This is a genomic window from Desertivirga brevis (genome assembly GCF_017355835.1).
The window spans coordinates 1787596-1813510 of the sequence record NZ_JAFEWF010000001.1 but is presented as its reverse complement, the minus strand read 5'-3'; the positions used below and the strand labels follow the sequence as shown (position 1 = coordinate 1813510).

The 25915-nt window shown below is 41.4% G+C and carries 14 protein-coding genes; 11 read left to right on the top strand and 3 right to left on the bottom strand.

What is annotated here, in order from left to right; all coding sequences use genetic code 11:
* A partial coding sequence (locus tag J4N25_RS07875; RefSeq protein WP_207421590.1) for a ligand-binding sensor domain-containing protein occupies positions 1 to 2824 on the bottom strand: 2824 nt, incomplete at its 3' end.
* Between the two features lie 198 nt (positions 2825 to 3022).
* Positions 3023 to 7159: a hybrid sensor histidine kinase/response regulator transcription factor gene (locus J4N25_RS07870; RefSeq protein WP_207421589.1), complete on the bottom strand. Its 4137-nt coding sequence runs from the start codon at positions 7157 to 7159 to the stop codon at positions 3023 to 3025.
* A gap of 474 nt (positions 7160 to 7633) precedes the next feature.
* On the opposite strand from J4N25_RS07870, the gene J4N25_RS07865 reads away from it, so the two are divergent.
* The 7 genes from J4N25_RS07865 to J4N25_RS07835 all read left to right on the top strand — a co-directional run bounded on the left by J4N25_RS07865 (position 7634) and on the right by J4N25_RS07835 (position 19895).
* Positions 7634 to 8629 carry a glycoside hydrolase family 43 protein gene (locus J4N25_RS07865; protein ID WP_207421588.1) on the top strand — a complete coding sequence of 332 codons (996 nt, stop codon included), beginning with the start codon at positions 7634 to 7636 and terminating at the stop codon, positions 8627 to 8629.
* A 102-nt stretch (positions 8630 to 8731) separates the two neighbouring features.
* Positions 8732 to 9898: a galactokinase gene (gene galK, locus J4N25_RS07860; protein ID WP_207421587.1), complete on the top strand. Its 1167-nt coding sequence runs from the start codon at positions 8732 to 8734 to the stop codon at positions 9896 to 9898.
* A 999-nt stretch (positions 9899 to 10897) separates the two neighbouring features.
* Positions 10898 to 14152, top strand: a complete 3255-nt coding sequence (locus J4N25_RS07855) for a SusC/RagA family TonB-linked outer membrane protein (RefSeq protein ID WP_207421586.1) — start codon at positions 10898 to 10900, stop codon at positions 14150 to 14152.
* Between the two features lie 14 nt (positions 14153 to 14166).
* Positions 14167 to 16191, top strand: coding sequence for a RagB/SusD family nutrient uptake outer membrane protein (locus J4N25_RS07850; protein WP_207421585.1), 2025 nt, complete (start codon positions 14167 to 14169; stop codon positions 16189 to 16191).
* 15 nt (positions 16192 to 16206) lie between these two features.
* Complete coding sequence (locus tag J4N25_RS07845) at positions 16207 to 17412, top strand: DUF5000 domain-containing lipoprotein (protein ID WP_207421584.1); 1206 nt, start codon at positions 16207 to 16209, stop codon at positions 17410 to 17412.
* Positions 17413 to 17446: 34 nt separating this feature from the next.
* Complete coding sequence (locus J4N25_RS07840) at positions 17447 to 18676, top strand: DUF4998 domain-containing protein (protein ID WP_207421583.1); 1230 nt, start codon at positions 17447 to 17449, stop codon at positions 18674 to 18676.
* A 250-nt stretch (positions 18677 to 18926) separates the two neighbouring features.
* Positions 18927 to 19895 (top strand): family 43 glycosylhydrolase, encoded by a 969-nt coding sequence (locus J4N25_RS07835; RefSeq protein WP_207421582.1) that lies wholly within the window; start codon positions 18927 to 18929, stop codon positions 19893 to 19895.
* A gap of 782 nt (positions 19896 to 20677) precedes the next feature.
* On the opposite strand, the gene J4N25_RS07830 is transcribed toward J4N25_RS07835, so the two are convergent.
* Positions 20678 to 22168 (bottom strand): RICIN domain-containing protein, encoded by a 1491-nt coding sequence (locus J4N25_RS07830; RefSeq protein ID WP_207421581.1) that lies wholly within the window; start codon positions 22166 to 22168, stop codon positions 20678 to 20680.
* 1006 nt (positions 22169 to 23174) lie between these two features.
* Here J4N25_RS07830 and J4N25_RS07825 point away from each other — a divergent pair.
* From J4N25_RS07825 to J4N25_RS07810, 4 genes are all read left to right on the top strand, one after another.
* Complete coding sequence (locus J4N25_RS07825) at positions 23175 to 23504, top strand: GntR family transcriptional regulator (RefSeq protein WP_207421580.1); 330 nt, start codon at positions 23175 to 23177, stop codon at positions 23502 to 23504.
* 210 nt (positions 23505 to 23714) lie between these two features.
* The gene (locus tag J4N25_RS07820; protein WP_207421579.1) at positions 23715 to 24593 is read left to right on the top strand and encodes a helix-turn-helix domain-containing protein; all 879 of its coding nucleotides are present in this window, start codon (positions 23715 to 23717) and stop codon (positions 24591 to 24593) included.
* 86 nt (positions 24594 to 24679) lie between these two features.
* Positions 24680 to 25183, top strand: a complete 504-nt coding sequence (locus J4N25_RS07815; protein WP_207421578.1) for a cupin domain-containing protein — start codon at positions 24680 to 24682, stop codon at positions 25181 to 25183.
* A 206-nt stretch (positions 25184 to 25389) separates the two neighbouring features.
* Positions 25390 to 25872 (top strand): cyclophilin-like fold protein, encoded by a 483-nt coding sequence (locus J4N25_RS07810; protein WP_207421577.1) that lies wholly within the window; start codon positions 25390 to 25392, stop codon positions 25870 to 25872.
* Positions 25873 to 25915: the final 43 nt, after the last annotated feature.

Genomic DNA, 25915 nt, shown 5'->3' with positions numbered 1-25915 from the left:
GTTCATTGTCCAAAGGAGTTTGGGCAAGCAGGGAGGCCATCCCGATTACTCCGTTCATCGGTGTCCTTATTTCGTGACTCATCGTGGCCAGAAACACGCTTTTTGCCTGATTTGCTTTTTCTGCTTCTGTCTTTGCAATGTCAGCTTCCTCTTTTTGCTTTTCCAATTCCCGGTTCAACTCAAAAAGATTGTCAGCCTGCGCATGCAACTCCTCGGACTGGCTTTCCAGTTCTTCTGCATGTGACTGCAGTTCTTCATTCATATCCTGAAGATTATCTGCCTGCACCCTTAATTCTTCTGCTTGTTTTGTTACTTCCTGTGTTCGTTCGTTTACTTTTTGCTCAAGCTCTTTCTTCTGCGCTATGATCATGCGCATTCGAATTTTATAGAATGTAGCAAAGGAGGCAAATACAAAAAGAACAGCGAGAGTTCTAAACCACCACGTTAGCCAAAATGGGGGCAGGATTATTATCTTAACAGAAGTTCCATCTTCATTCCACAAGCCATCATTATTTGCCGCTTTTACGCGAAATACATATTTACCGGGGGAGAGGTTCGTGAAATTAGCAATACGCTGGTCGCCTACCAAATGCCATTCCTTATCGAACCCTTCCAGTTTATAAGCGTACTGTGTTTTAGCAGAAAATGTATAGTTGATTGCTGCAAAACTAAAGGAAATCATGTTCTGCTTCCAGGATAAAAATATCTCTTTTACCTCACTTATCTGCTGTTTAAGAGGCGAATCCTTTATCCCGGGAATGACAGATTTGTTAAAGATTTTCAGATCGGTTAAATATACAGGGGGATTAAAATCGTTGTTTTTGAGATTTTCAGGCTTGAACATATTGAAACCATTAAAGCCTCCGAAAAAAATGCTACCACTTCTGTTTTGATAGAAGCTTTGCATAAAGAACTGATTTCCCTGCAATCCGTCACCCCTTGAGTAATTGCGGATATTTCCATTGCCCGGATCGATACAGCTAATTCCCAGATTGGTAGATACCCATAGCTTTCCTGATTTATCTTCCAGTAATCCGTGTATCTGATTGTTGGCTAGTCCATTGCCTGTATCGAACTTTCTAATAACAGTACCTTTCGTATCGAAAAGAAAAATACCTTTGTTCGCTGAACCTGCCCAGTAGTTGCCTTTACTATCCTGTAAGAATGCACGGATATCATTGTCAGGAAAAGTCCTGTAAGCTCTGAAACCATTTTTTTCCGGATCATAGCGGAACAAGCCTCCAGCGGTACATGCCCACATGTTCTTTTGACTGTCTTCCACCAAAAGATAAATAATATCCGAGCCTAGTCCGTACGGGCTCTCTGAATCTTTTTTAAATCGTTTAACTACTCCTTTTTTCGGGTCTAGTACGTCAATTCCTACATAGGTTATCGCTAGCCATAATAATCCCCGGTGATCCCTTTTGATATTCCAGACATTTCTTCCGGAAATGCTGTAAGGATCATTCTTTCCCGGATAAAACCGTTCAAACTCGTTAGTCCTTCTATTGTAGCAGTTCAATCCCGCATCCCAGGTTCCTACCCACAAGCTCCCGTCAAGGTCCTCCTCGATGCATCTTATTACATTTCCACTAATGCTTTCTGGATCCGAGGGATCGTTTTTGAAATACGTGAATTTGTTTTTAAAGGTATTGAACCTGTTTAGTCCGTTTTCAGTGGCCACCCAGGTATCGCCCCGGGAATCTTCAAGAAACCCTCCAATAATGTTTGAGCTCGTATGGGCGTTTGAATAACCTGCCCGGTATAGATCAAATTTGTACTCTTTGGGATTACTGTAATTTACGCCACCGTTTGCACTACCTACCCATAAAATTCCTTCCCTGTCTTTATATAAAGACCATATTCCGTTGGTGTTTAGTCCTTCGCTATCAAATTCCCTGTTCTCAATATATTCAAAACGATTTGTTTCTATATTCAGCCTGTTAACACCTCCAAGGTCAACGGCGAGAAGCAGGTGCTTGTCATCCTCAGGAATGATCCAGTGTATTAGTCCTTTGTTCGTACCTGTGCCGTCAGCTTTGATAGGGTAATGCCTTGTCTTTTTGCTAATAGGATCGAATAAGTGCAGACCCGCACCCCTGGTCCCTATCCAGACCTTGCCATTTTTGTCTATGTAAAGATTGTTATGCGTTTTCTCTGAGATATCGAAATCCAGATTATACGAGTGGAACTTTTTGGTCTTGATATCCAGGCAAAATATACTGTCACCATAGCAGGTAGTCCAGATGTTTCCTTTAGGATCTTCTGATATGGATGGACCGGAAAAATAGGATACGTTAAGTGAGGGTTTGAATGGATAACGGATGAAGTTTTTCTTTGTAGGTACCCATAAATTCAGGCAGTTCCCACCTGCCAGGACCCATAAGTTGCCTTTTTTATCAAGATAGGAGGAGATAATACAATTACTGCTAATGCTACTTGCATCCTTTGGGTCATGTTTATAGCTGGTGAAGGAATTATCGGTCTTGCTATAAAGATTAAGACCGTTTTTGGTCCCAACCCAAATATTTTTTTGCTTATCCTCTAAAATTGATTGAATGTTATTATCGCTGATAGAACCTTTTTTGTCCTCATTCTGTAAGTATTGTGTGACCAGGTAGCTGTCATACTTGTTTAGCCCCATCTCCGTGCCTATCCAGAGGAAGTCACGGCTGTCACGAAATATACAGGTGATGCGATTACTTGACAGTCCGTCATCAGCGGTAAGGTGCTTGAATCTTTTATTTATGTTCTGGCCAAAGGAGGTGGAAAATAAACTATAAAGGATCAGTAATAGCTTAACAATGCTTGAAAGTTCTCTCATCTATAACCAAATACAGTTCAGTTCTTACGAATAGAAATATTTTAAGTTACAGATGCGTTCAGCTGAATAATGACGATTGTAAGCTCGCTTAAGAAGGGCTGGTGGTCAGGTGAAAATCAATGGTTCTCAAAAATTGAAAGTACCTATCAAACGTTCCCAGTATTTTATGAATATTACCCGTGGCTTTGTCCTTTTCGATTATTTTTTCTTGATGGTATGGTTCTGATTAAACTGCTTCCGGTACCTTTTTATATATTCCGAAGGGTTCATACCAAACAACTTATTGAATTGTTCCCTGAAATACTTAACGTCTTTCATTCCCACCATGTAAGCAACTTCTGAAATATTATATTCAGTAGTAACAAAAATTTCAGCAGCCTTCCTTAATCTGATAGACCGAATGAAACTGATACCCGACTGACCGGAGATAGACCGGATCCGCAGATAAAGGTTTGTCCTGCTCATCCCGATCTTTTCAGAAAGTGTAGTCACACGAAAATCTTCATCAGCAATATGGGCCTCAACGATCTGGATACACTTCTCTAAAAAATCCTTGTATTCGCCCGATATTTTGGAATTGTCCGGCCGGAGTGTGATCTTATTATAAAAGTAGTTCTGCAGGTTGTTACGGCTTTTTAGAATTCCACCAATCCTTGCGATAAGGATCTCCTTTTCAAAAGGCTTGCTGATAAAATCCTCCGCACCGCACTCTATTCCTTTTAGCTTTACCTCGGCAGAAGAACTTGCCGTAAGCAGAACAATCGGGATATGACTCATTGCAGGATCTTCTTTTACCCGGCTGCAAAGCTCAATACCACTTAGTCCCTGCATCATAACATCACTTATTACGATGTCAGGCATTACCTCTCTGATCATTTCCAGCCCGGTTGCACCATTGTCAGCTTCCAGTACTTCAAATTCACCATCAAATAATTGCTTGATATATTTTCTGATTTGACTATTGTCATCAATAATCAGGATGGTTTTAATTTCTGAATAGAGTTCGGTGTTCTTCTCATTTTGGCCGAAATCTTCGTCCTTTCCATCCAGCTCGTTCTGTCTGTCTTCAATAAGTTCATCCAGCACAACGGACTCCTGGGGCTCTTCTTCAATGATAGTTCCCCCGTGAAAATGTTCTTTTCCTTTTGGGAAGGCAAGTTTGAATTCAGTTCCCTTATTTTCCTCACTCGAGTAGCTTACGCTCCCCTTATGGGCCTCGATAAAGCTTTTTACAAGATATAAACCAATTCCAAATCCGCGCTTGGATATAGCGTTTTGATTGTTAACCTGATAAAACTGTTCAAAAAGTTTATCACCAACATATTCCGGAATACCGGAACCCGTGTCTGCTACCTTAATTTCAACCTGATTTTCACTTTCTGAAACGCTTAAAACTACTTTACCTTTTGGTGGAGTGAATTTTAAGGCATTAGATATTAGATTAAAAAGAATAATTTCAATCTTCTCGCGATCTGCAAACAGCTCTATTTCTTCCTGGTCCGAATGGAATTCAAGCTGGATATTCTGTAAACGGGCCTGATTCGTAAAGCAGAGATGTACTTCCTCACATACTCTGGAAATGTTTAAGCACGAAACTTTCAGCTGCTCCATTTCATTTTCGGATTTCCTGAATAGAAGTAACTGGTCGACCAGGCTAAGTAGCCGCCGAGCATTGCGGTATACCACGGTTAATTTACCAGCGTTTAGCTCTTTACTCTCGTCATATAACATCTCCTTCAGAGGATTTATGATCAGTGTAAGCGGAGACCTGAATTCATGTGAGATACTGGTGAAAAAGTCAACTTTTTTACGGTGTAATTCCTTCTCTTTTTCAGCTTCAAAATGAGCGGTTTTAATTTCGAAGTCTAACTTTGCTTCGCGTATCCGATATCGTAAATACAGGTATATAAGTGCAACACAGAAGCAGATATAGAACAGATAGGCATACCATGTTTGGTACCAGGGCGGGAGCACTGTTATTCGAAGAGCAGCATATTTATTATTCCAGATGCCATCATTGTTGGATGCTTTGACCAGAAAGCGATAATCGCCCGCATCCAGGTTCGTAAAGGTGGCACTCCGCTTATTGCCAACATAGTTCCATTCCTTATCAAAGCCTTCTAATTTGTATGCATACTGGGTGTTGGCAGAAAAGGTATAATTGGTTGCAGCGAAGCTTAATGAAAACATGGACTGCTTTGCCGTAAGTGTTATTTGTTCTGTCTCTGTTATTTGCTGTTCGAGAGGGGAGTCCGGAGTTTCCGGATTCACCGATTTATTAAAGATCTGTAGGTCTGTAATGTAAACAGGGCTGTTGTAATTGTTGTTCTTCAGGTTTTCCGGTTTGAAAAAGTTGAATCCATTGTACCCACCAAAATAAATTTCACCATTCCTGGTCTTCAGGAAGCTTTGCCCGAAGAACTGATTCCCCTGCAGTCCATCACCTACATAAAAATTACGAATTGTTCCGTCGGAAGGATCAAGACGGCTTAATCCTGAATTTGTAGATATCCAAAGTTTTCCCGCATTGTCTTCGACGATAGCATGAACCTGATTATTTGCCAGACCGTTACCAGTATCGAAGGTTCTGGTTACCCTGCCCTGGTGATTAAAGGCAAAAAGTCCTTTATTGGCAGAACCAACCCAATAAGTACCCTTCCTGTCCTGAATGAAAGCCCGAATGTCGTTGTCCGGGAAGTGCTTATATCCGATGAATCCATCTACTCTATTGTCGTAGCGGTAAAGCCCTTCAGAGGTACAGGCCCAAATGTTTTTCTGTCTGTCTTCAGCAATCAACTGCACAATGTCAGAGCCTAAGCCGTAGGGATTTTTAAGATCCTTTTTAAACCGTTTAAGAATTCCTTTTTTGGGATCGAGTACATCTATCCCTACGTATAGGGTTGATAACCAAAGCAGACCTTTATGATCTCTTTTGATATACCAGATATGCCGGCCTGATACATTAAAAGGTTTACTACCGGTATTTGGGTAGAATCGATCAAACGTAGCGGTTGTGGGATTAAAGCGGTTTAATCCCCCGTCCCAGGTTCCAACCCAGATATTTCCATCAAGGTCTTCCTCTGCATTGCGCAACGAGTTTACACTGATGCTTCGCGGGTTCGCCGGATCGTGCTTATAATAGGAAAAAGTCCCTGAATTTGGATTAAAGGAGTTTAACCCGTTATCGGTAGTAATCCAGATCTTACCTTTAGAATCTTCCAGAAAACCATCGATAGTATTAGAACTGGGATATTCATTGGTGGTGCCTACCCGGTAAAGGCCGAACCTGTATTCCTTGGGATTATAGTAATTGACTCCGCCGTTTGCAGTACCAACCCATAATATTCCTTCTTTGTCTTTAAATAGTGTCCAAACTCCATTGGTATTCAGCCCCTCAGGATCTAAGGCATTTTCTTCAAGGTAAGTAAATTTCCTTGTCTCCACATTAAGTCGATTCAGGCCTCCCTGATCTACTGCTATCAGTAAGTGTTTATCGTCGTCGCCGATTATCCAGTGAATAAGGCTTTTATTGGTGCCGGTTCCTTTTTTATTTACTGGAAAGTGTTCTGTAGTTTTCGAAATGGGGTTGAAAAGATGTAAACCAGCTCCCCGTGTTCCTACCCAAACTTTATCCTTTTTATCAACATAAATGTTATTGAGCGTTTTTTCTTCGGATTCAAGTCCCAGTTTATAGCTCTGAAATTTTTTTGTCCCTGGTTTTAAGCAATATAAATCGTCTCCATAGCAGCTAACCCAGATATTACCTCTTGAATCCTCCCCGATAGATGAAGCCGCAAAGAATGACCTTTCAACAGGGGGACTGAAGAAGTAACGGGTGAAGCGTTTCTTTTGAGGATTCCAAAGGTTTAAACAATTGCCCCCTGCCAGTATCCATAAATTCCCTTTTCTGTCCAGGTGCATCGAGATTATAGAATTACTGCTGATGCTATTAGGATCGCTGGCTTTGTTTTGATACCTGGTAAAAGAGTTGCTGGCCCTATTATAAAAGTTAAGACCATTTTTAGTTCCGACCCATAAGTTATGCTGGGAATCCTCGACAATGGAACGCACGCTGTTATCACTCAGACTACTATTTTTGGTTTCATCCTTCAAATACGGCGTAACCTGATATCCATCAAACTTGTTCAGCCCCATTTCGGTACCAACCCATAAAAAATCCTTTGTGTCCCGGAATATACAAGTTATCCTGTTGCTCGATAGCCCCCTGTCGGCAGTAAGGTGCTTGAATTTTATGTTCAGCGGTTGCCCGTAAACATTCAGTAGCAATACCTGGGACACAATCAGTAAGTTAAGCAGAACTTTAATTTTCTTCATGAATAGGAATACCTTTCTAAGTACCGGGATAACTGGTTGGAGTTATTTGTCTATGAGGTTGTTTGAAGCCGCAAATATCGTTAAATGTATTAAGTTTAAAAATTAAGTGTAAAATTCACGCTTTTTTGACCGCAGGTATAGTCGGAAGTTTATTTTACCATTACAACCTTTAATACTGACAAGAAGCAAATCTGCTGCAGTTTTACATATTCAGCCAAAGAAAGCATCTTTCGCGGATATAACGCATTTGGGGAATCAGTTTAACTGATTTTATATATGTTCCCCCCTTATTTATGACAATTTCACCCCCATGTGAATTTACAGATTTAAATAATTTTGATCAATTTCATATCAGGAATAACTTTTAATTAATTATCAGAGTTAGGAGATGAGTTCAAACAGGAATTAGTATAAGCCTGGCATAAAAAAATCCTTCGAAATTATTTCAAACCAAAAATTATAAACGATAATAACATGCATAAAACCTGGATTGCCCTATTGCTGTGTACGATTGCTTTTTCGACTCAGACGGCTTTTGCTCAAGGAAGAATAGTGAGAAAGAATATCCCACTTGATTCTATCCGATTAAGCGACCCTTTTATACTTGCCGACGCAAAGACAAAAATGTATTATATGACGGGAACGGGGGGGAGGCTCTGGAAGAGCTCAGATCTGAAGCTGTGGGAAGGACCCTTTCAAATAACCCGGACTGATTCAAATAGCTGGATGGGGCCTAAACCGGAAATCTGGGCTGCGGAAATCTGGCAGTACAAAGGGAAATACTACTACTTCGCGACTTTTACAAACAAAAAGGTCTTTATCGATACGGTTAGAGGAATTCCAATTGAGCGTAGAGCGAGCCATGTACTTGTAAGCGATAAAGCTGATGGACCCTATGTCCCAATGAAAGACTCAACCTATCTACCTGCCGGTAAACCCACTCTTGATGGAACTTTCTGGATTGATAAAGATAAAAAGCCTTACATGGTCTACTGCTACGAGTGGCTGCAGAACTATGACGGTACAATCGAGAAAATTGAATTGAAGCGGGATTTAAGCGGATCTGTCGGAGAAGCCAAACTATTATTTCGTGCAAGTGAGTCGCCATGGAGCCATGAACTGGAGGACGGAAAGGATCGCAAAAGCAAAGTAACAGACGGACCATTCCTGTTCAGGACATCAACTGGACGATTAGGAATGCTTTGGACTAGTTGGATTGACGAATTTTACACACAAGGTGTTGCTTATTCTCAAAGTGGGACTTTGGATGGTCCGTGGCTTCAGGAGAAAGAACCAATAACCCCTCTTAACTATGGACACGGGATGTTATTTAAAACATTTTCAGGCAAACAATTAATGTCTTTGCACAGCCATAAGAATGTGAATGGCCATTTTGTTCGAATTCCCAAACTGTTTGAAGTGACCTTAAAGGGGGATAAACTGGTTTTAGGGGCTCCTTATACGCCGTAAAAGAAAAGCTGATAAGGTTTGTACCATTCAAGTTTTTACCTGAAATAGGAGTGATATCCGCTGGCTGTAGTAGAATGTAAAGGTCAATTCAATGAAGTTGAAATGAGTAAATTAAAAAAAGTTGTAGAAAAATTTAGAGAACTCCATAAAGATGAACCCTTGGTTGTTCGGTCCCCGGGACGGATAAACCTGATTGGGGAACATACCGATTACAATATGGGGTACGTACTACCAGGGGCGATCGAAAAGAATGTGTTTCTGGCTATAGGTCTGAGGCCTGATATGGATGTAAATATTTTTGCAGCCGATTACGGGGACCATTACGTTACCTCCCTTGATGGATTAACATCAGCCTGGAAACTCTGGCCCAATTATATTCTGGGGGTTCTTAATGAGTTGAAAAAAAGAGGGGTACTGCTGTGTGGGGTAAATATTGTACTTGGAGGCGATATACCACTGGCCGCAGGAATGTCCTCCTCTGCCGCAGTCACCTGCGCAACTGCTTTCGCCCTGAATGAGGTTTTCGACCTGGGTCTGTCTAAAATTGAACTAGCAAAGCTTGCTCAAGCTGCTGAGCACGACTTCGTTGGTGTAAAATGTGGTTTGATGGATCAATTTGCGAGCCTTCACGGTAAAAAGGATCATTTGATTAAGTTAAACTGTAAAACCAACGAGTTTGAATATATTCCTTTCAATAGCTCTGAAGTCAGTATCGTTTTATTTGATACGGGGGTTAAGCATCATCTGATCTCATCTGCATATAATGACAGAAGGAGCGAATGTCAGCGGGGTATTGATATTATAAAGCAGAACGAGCCTGCTGTTAAAGATTTAGCAGATGTTACAGATGAAATGCTGGATAAGTACCTTAAGCTTTCTAACCCACTGGTGTATAACCGATGTCTGTATGTAGTGGAAGAGATGACAAGGCTTAAATCGGCTTGTGGGGACCTTGAGCGAAACAACTACGCTGCTCTGGGAGGTCGAATGTTCGAAACACATCACGGATTGAAGCATTTGTATGAGGTTAGCTGTAAAGAGTGCGATTTTCTTGTCGATTTTGCAGTAGGTAATTCCTATGTAATGGGAGCTCGTATGATGGGAGGAGGCTTTGGCGGATGTACAATTAATCTTATATCCTCAGGAAGGGTGGACGATGTCATAGCAGAAGTAAGGCCAAGGTATAAAAACGAGTTTGGGAAAGAACTTAAAGTTTATCCCGCTGTCTTAAGTGATGGCACCCGATTAGAAAACCTCATATCTGTTTAATTTCAGCAGCCGGTTCGCCGGCTGCTAACCAGTGCTGTTCTCCTATAGGAAACTCCGCAGATTTTGTCGGAGGAATAACTCCGATTACTTTTCTTAAGCCTAAATCTTTTTTCTCCATCTTCTTCTTGTCGAGTATAAGGACATCTTCTGCCCATTGTTTGTGTGAAATATTAGGGCGAGCAGGGAAATGCCGGGCACGCTGTAGCTGTAATATTTTAAGTTTTCCTATAAAGGCGTTCCTTTTAGGAGTAAAAGGTTCTCCATTAGTTGTTTCATTTATTGTATATCTTTTAAGCTAGCAGAGTCATTTTATTGAGTGTGAAGCTTTTTTCGGATTGGATATTTCTAATCCTGCATTGAAAGCGCTCTAAGTTTTGAAGTTCATTTCCTGTTATTATAATATGAAAGGGCCTTTCCGTGTGGATCTAAGCTTGAAAAAGACATTTCCCCCCCTTTAATCTGAAGCTTTCTCCCCTACAAATGTCCCCCTTTCCCCCTTAATATTGTATCTGTTAGGACTAATCAACTGAATCAAGGTTAATAAAAATAAAGGCTCCGTATTTAGAGAGGGAGCCCGAAAAGGGGAGATGGAGTAATGTTTTAGATGATACTACTTTGGGGGATTTATAGGAAAAATGGCAAGACTGTAAAGTATTGTAGAGGCAGTTTCTATTGCATCATCAAATAATATTATTCTAACCGTAAGACGGAAATTAATAAGCTTTCAACCAATTATTAATAACTAATCAAAGAATCTAAATAAAATGACGCCAATGAGTTAAATAACACGGTCTTAATCAAGTGTCATGGGTACACTTAATCCGGCATCTTTTCAGGATGCTGCGATAACAGATGCAGAAAATCAAACAACCAATTATTTAATGTGAATAATGATCAAAGTAAAGAATGTAAAGGCAGACTACAGAATCGTAGCTAAAACGAAAGAATTCAGGAGATCGAAAACTAGTCCTAGTTATGAAAAGCTCTAAAAGTAATTATATGAATAAAAAACTACTTGAAATTATTAAAAGAAGAGGAGTCCAGCTTGTTCTTCTTCTTCTGCTGCTGGGAAGTAAAAGCAGTCTAGCGCAGGAACAGGTAACAGTTGAAGGGGTGGTTCGCGATACTGTCAGCGGTTTGCCGGGTGTTGCAGTGAAGGTTGTCGGCTCGGCAAAAGGAGCAACTTCGGATCCGGTGGGAAGATTCAAACTGGTTGCAGAGAGAAATGCAACCCTTTCATTTTCCTTTGTCGGCTTTAAAAGCCGCTTAATTAATCTTCGGGAAAGAAAAGTAAACAATGGAGTAATCGAACTGAATGTTCTATTAAGTTCTGATAACACAACACTGGAAGAGGTTGCGATTACAGGCTTTGGGGGTAAGCAGAAGAAAGCGAGTCTCGTCAGTTCAATTACAACTGTTGATGTAAAGGAGATGAAAACTGCCAGTTCCAATTTAACCAATGCATTGGCCGGAAAGGTAGCAGGTATCATATCCTTTCAGGCAAGTGGAGAGCCTGGATTGGGAACTGACAATTCCTCTTTCTTTATTCGTGGACTTTCCTCTTTTGGTTCGGGAAAGGTGGATCCCCTGATCCTTATTGACGGTATAGAATCCAGTCCAACCGACATGGCCCGTTTGCAGACAGATGATATTGCAGATTTCTCCGTCCTGAAAGATGCGGCGGCTGCTTCAATTTATGGGGCAAGAGGAGCAAATGGAGTTGTTCTAATCAACACGAAACTGGGTAAGAGTGGAACTCCAACCTTTAATTTCAGGGTGGAGAACAAAATTTCAACCAACACTCAAAATTTCCAGCTGGCTGATAATATCAACTACATGAACCTGGCAAATGAAGCCGTGGTTACGAGAGATCCTCTTGCTTCGGAACCTTATTCTCAGTTTAAAATTATTAACACCGTAGCGGGAGCAGACCCTAATCTTTTCCCTAATAATAACTGGACTGACCGGCTGATTAAAGATTATACTTCAAATCAAAGTTATAACCTGAACATCAATGGTGGAGCCACCCGTGCAAGATATTTTATCGGTGGAACATTCAACCGGGATAATGGCATACTAAAGGTTGATGCTATCAATAACTTTAATAATAATGTGCGGCTCAACAATTACTCCATCAGGTCCAATGTAGATTTTAATGTTACGAAGTCCACAGTAGTAATAGTAAGGATGTATGGACAGTTCGATGATTACAACGGTCCTATTGGTACGCCAGATCCTAACCAGACCTGGAGAATGAGAAGTGGTGGAGAAACAACTTTCTCAAATGCCCTATATGCAAATCCCGTAATGTTCCCGGCTCTTTATCCTGAGTCAATGCTTCCCTACATTGAGCATCCACTTTTCGGATCATCCAGAACCAGAAACCTGAACGGTACTCTTAATCCCTCGCTTTATGTAAATCCTTATGCGGAGATGGTGAGGGGATACCAGGTGTATAAAACTTCAAATCTTGCACCTCAACTCGAGATCAAACAGGACTTTAGTATGATAACTCCGGGTTTAAACGCGAGAGCTATGGGCTATTTAAGGAGAGTATCGCATTTCAGCGTTAACCGCCAGTATGTACCATTCTATTATCAGGCTGTTATCGACCCGACAAATCAGTCTTATCAGTTAAGTGCCTTAAATGATGGCGGGGAGAGTTCCATCGGACCAACGGGACGGGAATACCTGGATTACTCACCCAGCGGAAGCTCAATTGACTCAAGGCTTTGGCTGGAGGGTAGCTTGACCTATGATCGGACTTTTAAGGTGAAAAATGCCGTTAGTGGAATGTTGACGGGTTACATGTCCAATTATGAAGGTAATAGCGGAGGCCTGATCGGTTCCCTTCCGGCGCGCAACGCCGGTTTATCGGGTCGCTTTACCTATGGTTATGACAATCGTTACATGGCGGAGTTTAATTTCGGCTTCAACGGATCTGAGCGTTTCGATAAATCGCATCGTTTCGGATTCTTTCCGTCGGCTGGATTAGGCTACCGGATTTCAAATGAGAAATTTTTTGCGCCTCTAAAGTCGGCAATCAATAACCTGAAATTACGCGCTACTTATGGGGTTGTCGGAAATGATGCAATTGGTCCTGCCGGCGATCGCTTTTTCTATTTGTCAGATGTTAATTTGAATAACGGAGGTTACGGAGCAAGTTTTGGAAGAAATGATGGTGCCGCAACGTATTTCAGAAATGGAATAAGTATTAACCGGTACGCAAATTCCACTATTACCTGGGAGAAGTCGAAACAATTGAACCTTGGTATGGATATGACTCTTTTTAATAGCGTGGATATCGTCGCAGAGGTATTTAAGCAAAAAAGAAGTCAGATTCTTCAGACCATTCAAAGTATAGATAATGCCTCAGGCTTAGGAGTTTCTCCCTATGCGAACTCAGGTGAGGCTGAAGTGAAAGGAATAGACCTTTCTCTTGCCTACCGGAAAAATTTCAGTAAAAGTTTCTGGATGAATACAAGAGGAACTTTCACCTTCTCTTCAAGCAAGCAGTTGAAAGTTGATGAGATCGCTTATAATAACTCTCTTTCTCATTTGTCCAGAATCGGGTACCCGATTAACCAGGGTTTCGGATACATTGCGGAAAGACTTTTTATAGACGATGCAGAGGTAGCAAACTCACCGGTCCAGCAAGTAGATCCTAATAATCGGGTGGCAGTGAGAGCTGGCGACATCAAGTACCGGGATATCAATAATGACGGAGTAATAAATCCTGATGATATGGTCGCTATAGGATATCCCAGACAACCTCAGATAATCTACGGATTTGGTTCATCGCTGGGCTACAAAAAGTTGGACGTCAATTTCTACTTCCAGGGATCAGCACGTTCTTCTTTTTTGATAAATCCGGGAGCCATCCAACCATTCGTCACTTCAGGGGGCTACCAGTCCGGTTTGCTTCAAACGATTGCGGATGATCATTGGTCTGAAACCAACAGAAATATTTATGCTTTCTGGCCCCGTTTAAGTGCAGAGTATAACGCCAATAACAATCAGGCGTCTACATGGTGGTTGCGTAACGGAAGTTTCGTCCGCTTAAAACAGGTGGATATGGGTTACAGCTTTTCAAATATGAAAAAGATCGCTGTGAAAAGCGCCAGATTATACTTCTCCGCAACCAACTTATTTGTGTGGAGCAAATTCAAAATGTGGGATGTTGAAATGGGAGGAAACGGCCTTGGTTATCCCGTTCAATCAATATATAGCTTAGGGCTTCAAGTGAATCTATAATAATGTTAGGTAATATGGAAAATAAGTTCCTCAAAAAATATAATAAAAATTCTGAAAACGGCTGGTGGAATAGAATATGTTCTTCCTCTTTTAAAAAAGTACTGGCTACCGGAGCTTTTTTTCTTACGGTTTCAGCGGCAAATATCTCCTGTTCAAAATTTTTGGATGTAGTGCCGGATAATACCTCCGAGATAAAGCATGCCTTTAAGATTCGGAATGAGGCTGAAAAATATCTCTTTACATGCTATTCGTTCCTTCCTAAGCACGGTGACGGATGGTTTAATGCCGGGATGTTTGCAGGGGATGAAATGTGGCTGCCACAAAATGATCTTGCACACTGGCATAATGCCTTCCGGATAGCTCAAGGGCAGCAAAATGCAAATCAACCATTATTTGACGAATGGAGTGGGAACAGAAAGGGGAACGGTGATTTTAACTGGCACCTTAAAATCTTCATGGGAATCCGTCATTGTAACATTTTCATAGAAAACATGAAGGATATGAGTAAGGTGCCTGATATCACTTTGACTGAGCGTGAGCGATGGATTGGCGAGGCAATGTTTTTAAAGGCATTCTATCATTATTACTTATTAAGAATGTACGGCCCTGTGCCAATTATCGACGAAAATACGCCAGAAGATGCTTCCGCCGATGAATTGTATTACAAACGAATGCCTGTAGATGATGTAGTAAATTATGTGTCAGATCTTCTGGATCAGTGTGTAGACAAAGTTCCAGTTACAATAACCCAGGAGAATACGGAACTTGGACGTATCGATAAAACGATTGTATTAGCAGTTAAAGCCAAATTGTGGCTTCTTGCGGCCAGCCCTTTATTTAATGGAAATCCAGACTACGCTGGCTTCAAGGACAAAGATGGAGTGGCTTTATTTAATTCTACTTATGATAAAGTAAAATGGGAGAAGGCCCGGGACGCAGCAAAAGCCGCCATTGTTGCAGCAGAAGCTAATGGGGCCGCTCTATATCAATTTAGTGAAGCTGGGCTTAAGTTGAGTGATACTACTAAAAGGCAATTGAGCATCAGGAATGCATTAACCGATCGTTGGAATCCTGAAGTTATTTGGGGGCTTTCCAATAGCTACTTTGTTAATGAGGCTCTTTGTATGCCTGCTTTGGCAAGAGGTAGAAATACCAACAGGGCTCAACTAATGGGGGTTTGGGCCGCACCGATAAAAATCGCTAAGATTTTTTATACCAAAAATGGTGTGCCCATTGAAGAAGATAAAACTCTTAGTTTCAACAATTACACCGAAATTAGGACAGCTGGTTCAAGCGACCGTTTTAATATAGAGCAAGGATATCAGACTGCTAGATTAAATTTCGACAGAGAGAACAGGTTTTATGCCGACCTAGGATTTGATGGTGGAATATGGTATATGAAGGATGCAAGTGCTCAAAAAGATGATATCAACAATCAGTTTTACGTTCAGGCAAAAAACACTGAAACATCCGGATTTGGTCACTTTACTAATTGGAACCATACTGGATATTTTATTAAGAAGCTGGTAAACTGGGAGTCAACCACCAACGGTGAAAACCAGGCTCCAGCCTGGAAGAGTTATCCATGGCCGGAAATTCGACTGGCGGATCTTTATCTCATGTATGCAGAAGCACTAAACGAAGCTGAACCTGCTTCTGCTGTTGCTATACAATATCTTGATAGGATAAGGGAACGGGCCGGTTTAAAAGGCGTAGTAGAATCCTGGACCAACTATTCAAACACTCCGGGTAAATACACCTCCCAGGCAGGACTCAGAGAAATTATTCACCGAGAAAGATTAATTGAACTGGCGTTTGAAGGGCAAAGATTTTGGGACCTGAGACGTTGGAAACTAGCTGCTGAAGAACTGAATAAGGATATAACCGGATTTAATATACTGGGTAAGACTGCTGCAACTTATAATGTTGAGCGCTTTATCTTCAGTCAAACCTTTATTGCCCCAAGAGATTACTTCTGGCCAGTAGGCAATTACGATACGCGCAGAAATCCAAAATTAGTAGAAAACTTAGGTTGGTAGTTTAAATAATTAATAATGAAGACATTCAAGAATAAACTATATATAGCTCTGTTTTCAGCAATTCTTGCAGGAGTATCCTGCGAAAAAGAGCTGGAATTCAGGTCTCCGCTGGGAACAGATTCGTCAGTCCCCAGCCAGATTACAGATACAAAAGTAATTAGCCTCCCGGGCAAGGTTAAGATAACATACAAAGTACCAGCAGATCCGAACCTTGCTTACGTTAAGGCCCAGTATCTTTTGAAGTCAGGAGAGTTGTTTGAAACAAAATCTTCTATTTACAGCGATACCCTGACTGTTGAGGGATTTGCTGACACAAATGAACATGAGGTGAAGCTTTACTCAGTAAGTAAAAGTGAGGTTGTTTCTGCTCCGCTCGTAGTTAAAGTCAAAGCACTGGAGCCGCCGTTCCTGAAGGTATTCGAGAGCATTAGAATAGACAACGCTTTCGGCGGTTATAATTTGACAGCCAAAAATGACGCCAAGGAAAGTATTGGCATAATGGTCATGCGAAAGAATGACTTTAAGCAGTTTGAGGTGGATAATCAGCGAAGTGTAAGAACACGTGTGGAAGACGTTGTTTCGAAGATCAGAAATTTAGATACTACGCGGCAGGAAATGGCGGTGTTCGTTAAAGACAGGTGGGGAAATTCTTCAGATACATTGTTCACCTCTATCCAACCCATTTTTGAACAAGAATTCCCAACTCAGAACTTCAGAGCCTTCGAGCTTCCGGGTGACGCTCCTTCCATAAACAATGATGCACGTGTCGAGTACATGTGGGACGGAAGGTATGGCTGGCCATGGACCAGTTTTACTCATCAGGTTAATGGTGGCTCAATTCCTCACATGATCACTTTTGATATGGGAAATAAAGGGAAGATCAGCCGCATTTGGATTCGTCCTTATCCTGAAGGCAACCGCTGGTATTATTTAACTACAATGAAGCGCTTTGAGATTTACGGCTCAGTAAATCCTTCCTCCAATGGAAGTCTTGATTCCTGGACATTACTTGGGTCTTTCGAAAACGTAAAGCCTTCAGGCCTTCCTTATGGCAATGACAGTGCCGATGATCAGGCAATTGCTTCTGCGGGATTAAGTTATGAGATTGAAGTCGCCAAACCGGAGGTAAGATACATCAGGGTAAGATGTCTTGAAAACTTTGCCGGAGGTACTGCTTTAAGTATCAATGAGATAAAGGTTTATGGTTCACCTTCAAAATAATAACGAAGAGTAAACGAATTTCAATTTCATAAATATGAAAATAAGATTATTCAATACATTTAAGATGACGATCGCGATTGCAGGCGTCATCAGCATATTCACTTCGTGCGCAAAGTGGGATGAGTTCAAAAAGTATACAGAAAACGGCGAAATAGCTTATTCCGGAAAATTAGACTCAGTGAGGATCTATTCGGGGAATGAAAGGATCAAAATAACCGCTATGCTGCCGGCGGATCCGAAAATTGTTAAAGCAAGAATATTCTGGAATAATAGGACGGATTCAGTAGAGGTACCGATTGATGTAAGTAAGGGGAGAGCGTTTTCCTACATATTGCCTGCCTCAGAGGGCTTTAGGAGTTATATCATGTACACCTACGATGCCCAGGGGAACAGGTCGGTGCCAGTTTACGCTACTGGGACTGCTTTAGGAACTCGTTATCAAAAATCTATTGCTAACAGAGTGGTAACAAATGCTGTAAATGTTAATACAGCTACAACTATCAATTGGGTAGCGGCGGATTTAACAACGAATCCCCTGTTTACAGAGGTTCAGTACCAGTCAACTTCAGGAGAAAAAACTGTAAAAGTCTTAGCAACGGCTGATGTGGCTACTATCGGCGATTTAGATCCGGTAGCAAAAACGTTCAAATACAGGACCGCTTACCAGCCCGTTAATAACATAGACACTTTTTTTACTGATTACAAAACTGCGGGTATTTATAAAGACGAGACATCAGCATTTCTTCCTAATGCCCGAAATCCTATTGCTACCTCGGCTGAGTCTCCAAGGTGGGCAATCCCTGCAAATTGGATCACAAATGCTGCCGTAAAAAACTACAAACATACGGACGGCAAGAGTTATGGCGGTGTGGATCTTTGGCATCGTTCAATTTCCATGGAAGCAGGGTGGTCATGGGACAACCTGGACTCGTTTACAAATGGAAAAGTTTATCAATCTCCGGAATTGCCTGCAGCACATTATATGATAGAGTTAGATGTTGCAGACTGTTCTGCTGGTGGACGTTTTTATCTTGTAGCAACTGAAGGTAATGAAATCAGCAATATTGAAGCAATAGAATCCTCTCTGGCCTATGCCAGAACAAATACACCTGGTACTCACAGGATAAGTTTTGAGCTAAAAGAGTCAAAAAAGGTTTCGATTGGTTTAGTGGCCTCATTAACGAATCCTAAAGATAGAGGAGAATGGGGAGGCGAATTCTTCCGAGCCAGAGCATTTAGGCTGTTGAAGCTTGATGCTTTGTAAACTTAACTACAGAGGCCTGATTTAAGGTGCCGGAAGTTATTGCCAGCACCTTAATTACCGTTATCAGTATAGTATATTGATATCTTGATTTATAAGGACAAGTTAAATAAGCTCGTATTTACCCTCCAGAAAGAACGTTCGGTCAGTTTTTACCAGAAGTTAGTTACCGCAAGAAAAAGTTGAAAAATCAAAGGGTTACTTTCCAAGGTCCCTTTTACTAGCAATAAATAGAATAAGTATAAACACAATAATGAAAAACAGAACACGCATTTATTTAAAATTACTGGTTTGCTTTCTTTTCATAACTTTTGGCTGTGCATCCCAAAAGAAGATTTCGAATCCAATTATGCCCGGTTACTTTGCCGACCCGACTGTGGTAAAGGATAAAGGCACTTACTACATTTATGCCACCATAGATCCATGGGGCGGCGATGAACTGGCAGTTTTTTCAACAAGGGATTTTAAGAAGTTCCAACGACATCAGATAAATTGGCCAACCACAAAAGCCTGTGTAAGTCCCACTGCCAGCGACGCGAAGGTATGGGCCCCTTCAGTGGTGAGGGGAGTTGACAATAAATTCTATATGTATGTTTCAGTAGGAAGTGAAATATGGGCGGGGGTGAGCAGTTCCCCTCTAGGGCCCTGGAAGAACCTGAAGGCAGATAATTCACCCTTAATTTCATCTAAAGACTTCCCTGACGTGCATACTATTGATTCTGACTGTTTTATTGATGACAATGGTCAGGCTTATTTATATTGGGGATCTGGTTTTAATTGGGTAAATGGAAAGTGCATGGCGGTTAAACTGAAAGCTGATATGTATTCTTTTGACGGAAAACCTCAGGAGGTTACACCTGCGGGATATTTCGAAGGACCGCATATGATAAAAAGAAATAATCAGTATCTGCTAATGTTTTCAGAGGGGAAGGCGATCGATGCAACCTACAGAGTAGGTTATGCCGTGGGAAAAACTCCTTTCGGTCCTTTTGAAAAGGGAGTTAACAGCCCGATCTTAACAACTTCTGCTGACAGCACTATTATTGGACCTGGACACCACACCGTTTTCCAGGAGAAAGGGCAGGACTATATCCTCTATCACCGGATATTCCCACAGAAGGAAGCTTACGTTTTGCGACAGTTATGCCTTGATAGTTTAAAGTTTGACGGGGATGGTAACATTTTGAAAATAAGGCCAAGAGCGAAGAATGTATTTCGGTAAACAAATAAGCGTTTTACCAAACTTCATTTTGTCCTCTAAGAGGTCTTGGTCCATAGCTTTTGCCGGATGGACTAAGCCTGATTCTGAACAAAATGAAATATGGATTTAAACATATTAAGTTGTCCTTTCTTAAATTGGTTATATAATAGGTCCAGCCTCCCATAGGCTGGACTTTGTAATTAAAAGACTAATGCGACTAATGAGGAAAAGGAATAGGCATCTGTAAAACTAAATAGACAGATTTATAGCAAGGGCCCACCTCCGATGTCCTGGTTCACCGCTTCAGGGCAATTCCCTTTTAGAAACCACATCATCTTATTCTGCGATTAATAACTCAATTACGCATCCGTTTCTAGTGCTGTGTCCTGGTAAGGATTTTACTGTTCCTTACTTAGCATCCAGTGATTATGGAAGTGTTTTGAGATTAATTGAATCAGCTGTTGGCTCTTTAATACCCTCTGTTTATCCGATCTTTATTTTCGTCTTTATGCATGTGTAATACTATTCTTTTAAAAAGGCATCACATCCCCTAGATTCGAAATCGGGATGGAATGAAAGGTTGCAAGGTATATTTATGTGAGAGAATTGCCTTAGCTTATGTTAATTGCTTAGGCTTTAAGGAGATTAAATGGACAGGATTAATAAAGCTTTTAGGGCTGTAACTTTATACTGGCAATTATAGCCGGATATGTTCTTAATATTAAGCACGCCAGGGGAGCCGTAAATTAAAGAAGAGATAACGTTGGTTACCCCTTCTTGAAAATTAATATTAAATCATCAACTTATTGCTGGATAATCTGCCATTGCTGATTATTGCCTGCTCCCCAGGTCCACTGTATGGCGCTTGCGCCATCAGTTGTTGCGCTTCCGCTTATATCAAGGGCTTTTCTTGTAGCACGATTCACAATCTGATAAAAGCCACCACCGATGTCAACTATCTGCCATTGCTGGTTGTAGCCTCCGTTCCATGGCCACTGAATTATACCAGCGCCATCACTTGTTGAACTTTGGTTTACGTCAAGAGCCTGTCCACTATTCCTGTTAATAATACGGAAATATCCACCTCCTGTACTAATGAGTTGCCATTGCTGGTTGTTGCCTCCGCCCCATGCCCACTGGATAGCACTTGCACCGTTCGTTGTCGCGCTTCCGCTAATATCCAAAACCTTACCACTGTTGCGATTTACCAGGCGATAATAGGCCGTGGAGTTAAACGAACTTCCCTCGCCCCAGGCATACCGAATTCGGGACAATCCGGAAACGTTGTTTGTAGTCAGGGTCATGTTAGTTCCAGTGCCACTTCTGGTTTGAATGGCATAAGGGTCATTATCCCACAAGCCAGCCCAATATACACTGGCAACACCATCAGCTCTGAAAACATTGGTAGCACCCACTATAAAGGCTATCTCATTATCGTTTCCGATAGGCCCGTTATAGTTTTTTCCATTAGTCATGGTCGCCCCGTATTCTGTAACTACAGTCCTGGAGGCATAACTGCCGTAGTTTGCACGCCAATTTGCTTCCCAACCTGCCATGTCGTAATTACCCCAGAAGGAATAGTTATGTAAGGCAAGCAGGCAACCGTTAAAGCGGCTATCAGCACCAATGCCAGTTACGTTTTGAGATGCCCCTGTCCCGCCTAATAGTATGCGTCCACGAGGTACTCCAGGATAACGGGAAAGCCATTCAACATAGATTGATGAAAGCTCTGACAAGGTGTAGCCCCACGGCTCGTTAAATACTTCAAAGTATACATTGCTGTTACCCTGATACTTCGTTACGACGGTCTGCCACATCGGCCAGAACTGAGAAATGTTATCAATCCTGCCATTTCTTGAGGAAGCGCCTTCCCAGCATGCAATAATGACTTTCATGTTCTTGCTCAAAGCCCTGTCGATGACCCCCGAGTAGGCTCCCCACCAGGATTCACCAACGGTGGCGGGGTTGATCCCGATTCTCAATGTATTTACTCCCGGCATATTCGTCTGAAAACCGGTGAGAATGGTATTAGCTTTAGCTGAAACTGTAGTATAACTATCTGTGTGTTCCAGCCCACATGGAATGATCCATCCATCTACAAAGTTATCTCGGGCATCCGACCAGTTTACTCCTGCTATCCCAGCTGCGCCTATTCCGGAAACAGTGGCACTATTATTCTCCTTCGAGTCCGGCCCGGGCTCAATTTCGTTTTCAGGTGTTGTTTTGTCTTTTGAACATCCGAAGCACACTAGCAAGGCGGCGACCAATAGGGTTAGTTTTCTTTTAAATTTCATAATTAACGTTAGTTTTTTTTTCATTTTCATAATTAATGTGAGTTTTTACGCTCTTACAATAAGTGTCAGGTGGCGTGAGGAGGTATTGGTTAGCTTCTGGTTACAGGTAAGTAGGAGGCTTCGCTTCGAGGCTGCGCTACTGTTTCAATTTGGTGAGTTAGTAAAGCGAAAGTCGGATTTTTACCAGTGCCAAGTGAGGGACGTATTGTTAGAATGAAAGGGGCGAGTGGTAAATTCCCAGGAAATCTAAGTGCATTTGCCCCAGCTTTCTATTTTAAGGATAGAGGATTCTATATTTTTCCAAATTGACAGAGCTTTATTATTATAGACGGGAGGGTCTTAAATATCAGAAGAGTTTGTCAGTACTTCTGAAAAGAGCCCGAGGTCCGGCTTCTCGTCCTTCATCAAAATCTACCTTCAATCGAATTACTTAACCATCTGAGGCAATGCAATGACTGACCACTGTTTCTAGGCTTTATGCTTATAGTCCGGAATGCCGGAGGCAGAGGTAAGTATAGCCGCTTGCACGCAGTAAGTCCCGGGAATTAGAAACCATTACCGAGTATTTGAACTGAAATTGTTGGAATTTGACATTTTGACCCTTCTTTTTTTACTTCTTACCCCTCATCGTCCCTTTTTATATTCTATAATTTAGCGTCATGTAAGGCACATTCATAGAGGCTTTCCTTACTTATCCTTTCTATACTATTGGTTACATTCAAAAGTCAGACCTCTCCCAAAGGCTGGCTTTTTTTTACACCGTTTGCTTGATTTGATCCGCTTCTTTCATGACATTTAGGCTTTTCTACTCCGGGTTAATTCTTATGACCTATTTTTTTTGATACCATCATTAGGCAAGAGGCAGTGATTGCCGGTATAGGGAGGCTTAGAGATTAACTTCCAATTTGACAAACTCCCCCCGCTTTATTGATGATTTCTCCCTCATGTATCAAAGTGTTGCCTCATATCTTAGTGGGGCAATTAAGTGACTTATTAAGGCTCAGGAATGAATACCGACAAACACACATTTGAACTCAATCTTAATTATGCTTCTGAACTTCCTTTCTTTCTGCAGGTGGCCTACCTTCTGCAGAAAGATTTACGTGCAGGCAGGTTTGCGAACGGAACCATGCCATCCGCGAAACAGCTCGGTAGTGCCACTGGCGTTTCTCCGCTTATAATAGAGAACGCTTATAGAGTTCTTACAGCAAATGATATTTTAGGATATGATTCGAAACTGGGTTATTTTATTAAAAGCAGAGTTTCTGACAGGGTTCAATGTCCTCTTACTGGCATGATATCTATAATTTCAAAGTCTGTTAAGGGGCAGGATTGATAGTGTAGCTGAAAATAGCTTTGTGTGAATTGGTTCAAGGCTTAAGAGAATAGATATAAAAGTGAGAGCGTTCGCCCAATATACTGTCCATAGGCAAATTCTCAACCTGTTACATAAACTAAAGAAGCGCCCGGCCGGAAGTATATTTTACATAGGCAATCTGAGTCTTCAACTTCTTAAAGTTGTATTTGAATTTCATAACTTTGCTCTATGGGAAAAGCTGAAGTGCGTCAGGTGTCAGAGTTCAATAAAGAACTAAAGCTAAAAGGGTTTAATGTATTTCAGATAGAGAGCGACAGCAATGCAACGCGAATTTACAGCAGGAAGGATTTTTATAAAATCTGCCTGACCACGGGTAGGAGTATTATTCATTATGCCGACAGAAGCTTTGAAGCAGAAGGCACAGTTTTGTTTTTTGGAAACCCACATATACCTTATTCCTGGGAAACCCTCTCGACTACCTATGTTGGTTACACCTGCCTTTTCTCAGAAGAATTTCTTAAGGTTTCCGACCGCTCTGAAAGTCTCCAGCAGTCTCCCTTGTTTAGGATCGGAGGAACTCCTATTCTAAAAATAAATGAGCAACAGAGGATATTTTTAAATGGCTTGTTTAAGAGGATGATAGATGAGCAACAAACTACTTATGTCCATAAAGATGACCTTATTCGTAATTATATTAATCTCATCATCCATGAAGCTTTAAAGCTGCAGCCTTCTGACAATTATGACCAGCACAAAAACGCTTCTTCAAGAATTACTTCTGTTTTTCTTGAACTTCTTGAAAGGCAGTTTCCGATCGAAAGTGCAGACCGTCCTCTTGAGCTGAGGACTGCGCAGGATTATGCAAAGAACCTGAACGTTCATGTTAATTACCTGAACCGGGCGGTAAAGGAAGTGACCGGAAAGCCCACTTCAGTCCATATCGCCGAACGTGTCATAAGTGAAGCTAAAGCTCTTTTACAACATCCTGCCTGGAATATCGCTGATATAGCCTATGCTCTTGGTTTTGAATATCCATCCTATTTTAATAACTACTTCAAAAGGATGACGGGGACAAATCCAACCTCTCTTCGGTCTTTGGTGGTTTGAATTTCTTAAGGATTGGTTTGAATTCCTTTATCACCTGGGTTGGTGGCAGTAGTACCTTTGTGTTAGTAATTCAATTCTCAAAGGTTATGAAGTTTAAACGAAGTAATTTGATTTGTCGCCTTGTTATGGTGTTTGCTTTTGCTTTCGCCTTCGTACTGAGCTGCGGGGCGCAGGTTGCAAAAAGTGTCCCTGGTTATATTGATAGTATTTTTCCTAAAGGTCAGTTAGGTCCGGCGGAAAATTTTACAGGTAAGGCCTGGAACATTGGACTGGTTGCTCAAGATTCTATATATAATACAGTTATTGGAAATGTATACTTTGAACCAGGAGCAAGAAGTAATTGGCATACCCACCCCTCCGGACAAATTCTAGTCATTACAGATGGTGTTGGCTATCACCAGATTAAAGGACAAGCAAGACAAACACTTAAGAAGGGGGATGTTGTGAAATGTCCTCCTAATGTAGAGCACTGGCATGGCGCCAGCCCCACCATTGGTATGCAACAGCTTTACATTCTGCCGGACACCCAAAAGGGCCTGGTGACCTGGTTGAAGAAAGTAAGCGATGAGGAATACAATAATAAAAGATAATGTTTTGTAAAATATGAGTGATTCGGTAAAGGTTATTTTTAACTGAAATACATAATGAGAATTTCTGATCAAATGATCCTTACTATTGACACCTTCTTCGGGTAATTTCACAACATCGTATCAAAATTAAACCGAATAGAACGTTTATTCTTAGCATCAAACCCATTAGCACTAAAGGCATAGGAACATTTAAACACAAAATTTATATGAAAAGATTACTGATTCTGGTTTTCTGCGTATTCTCCCTTTTTTCAATCTCAGCTTCCTGCGATAAAGGAACCTCCGGGGATACTCCTGAAAACAGTGCACCCACTAATCCGGATAACGCCCCAAATACAAACACAACGAAGATGAAAATCAAGATTGGAAACAGCACTTTTACGGCGACGCTCTATGAAAATGCTACCACTGCTCAACTCAGATCCTTACTTCCGTTAACGGCAGACATGATTGAATTAAACGGGAATGAAAAGTACATTGATTTACCTGGTAGCTTACCTTCATCGGCCTCTAAGCCAGGAACGATTCAGGCAGGTGATATTATGCTTTATGGTTCTTCCACGCTGGTATTATTTTATAAATCCTTCCCTACTTCATATAGCTACACCCGGATTGGTCGCATTGATGATCCGACTGGACTCGCGTCTGCCTTGGGTTCTGGAAATGTCAGAGTTCGATACGAGTTGTAGATGTGACAGCGAGACAACAGCTTATTGAAAATTTTTAGAGTAG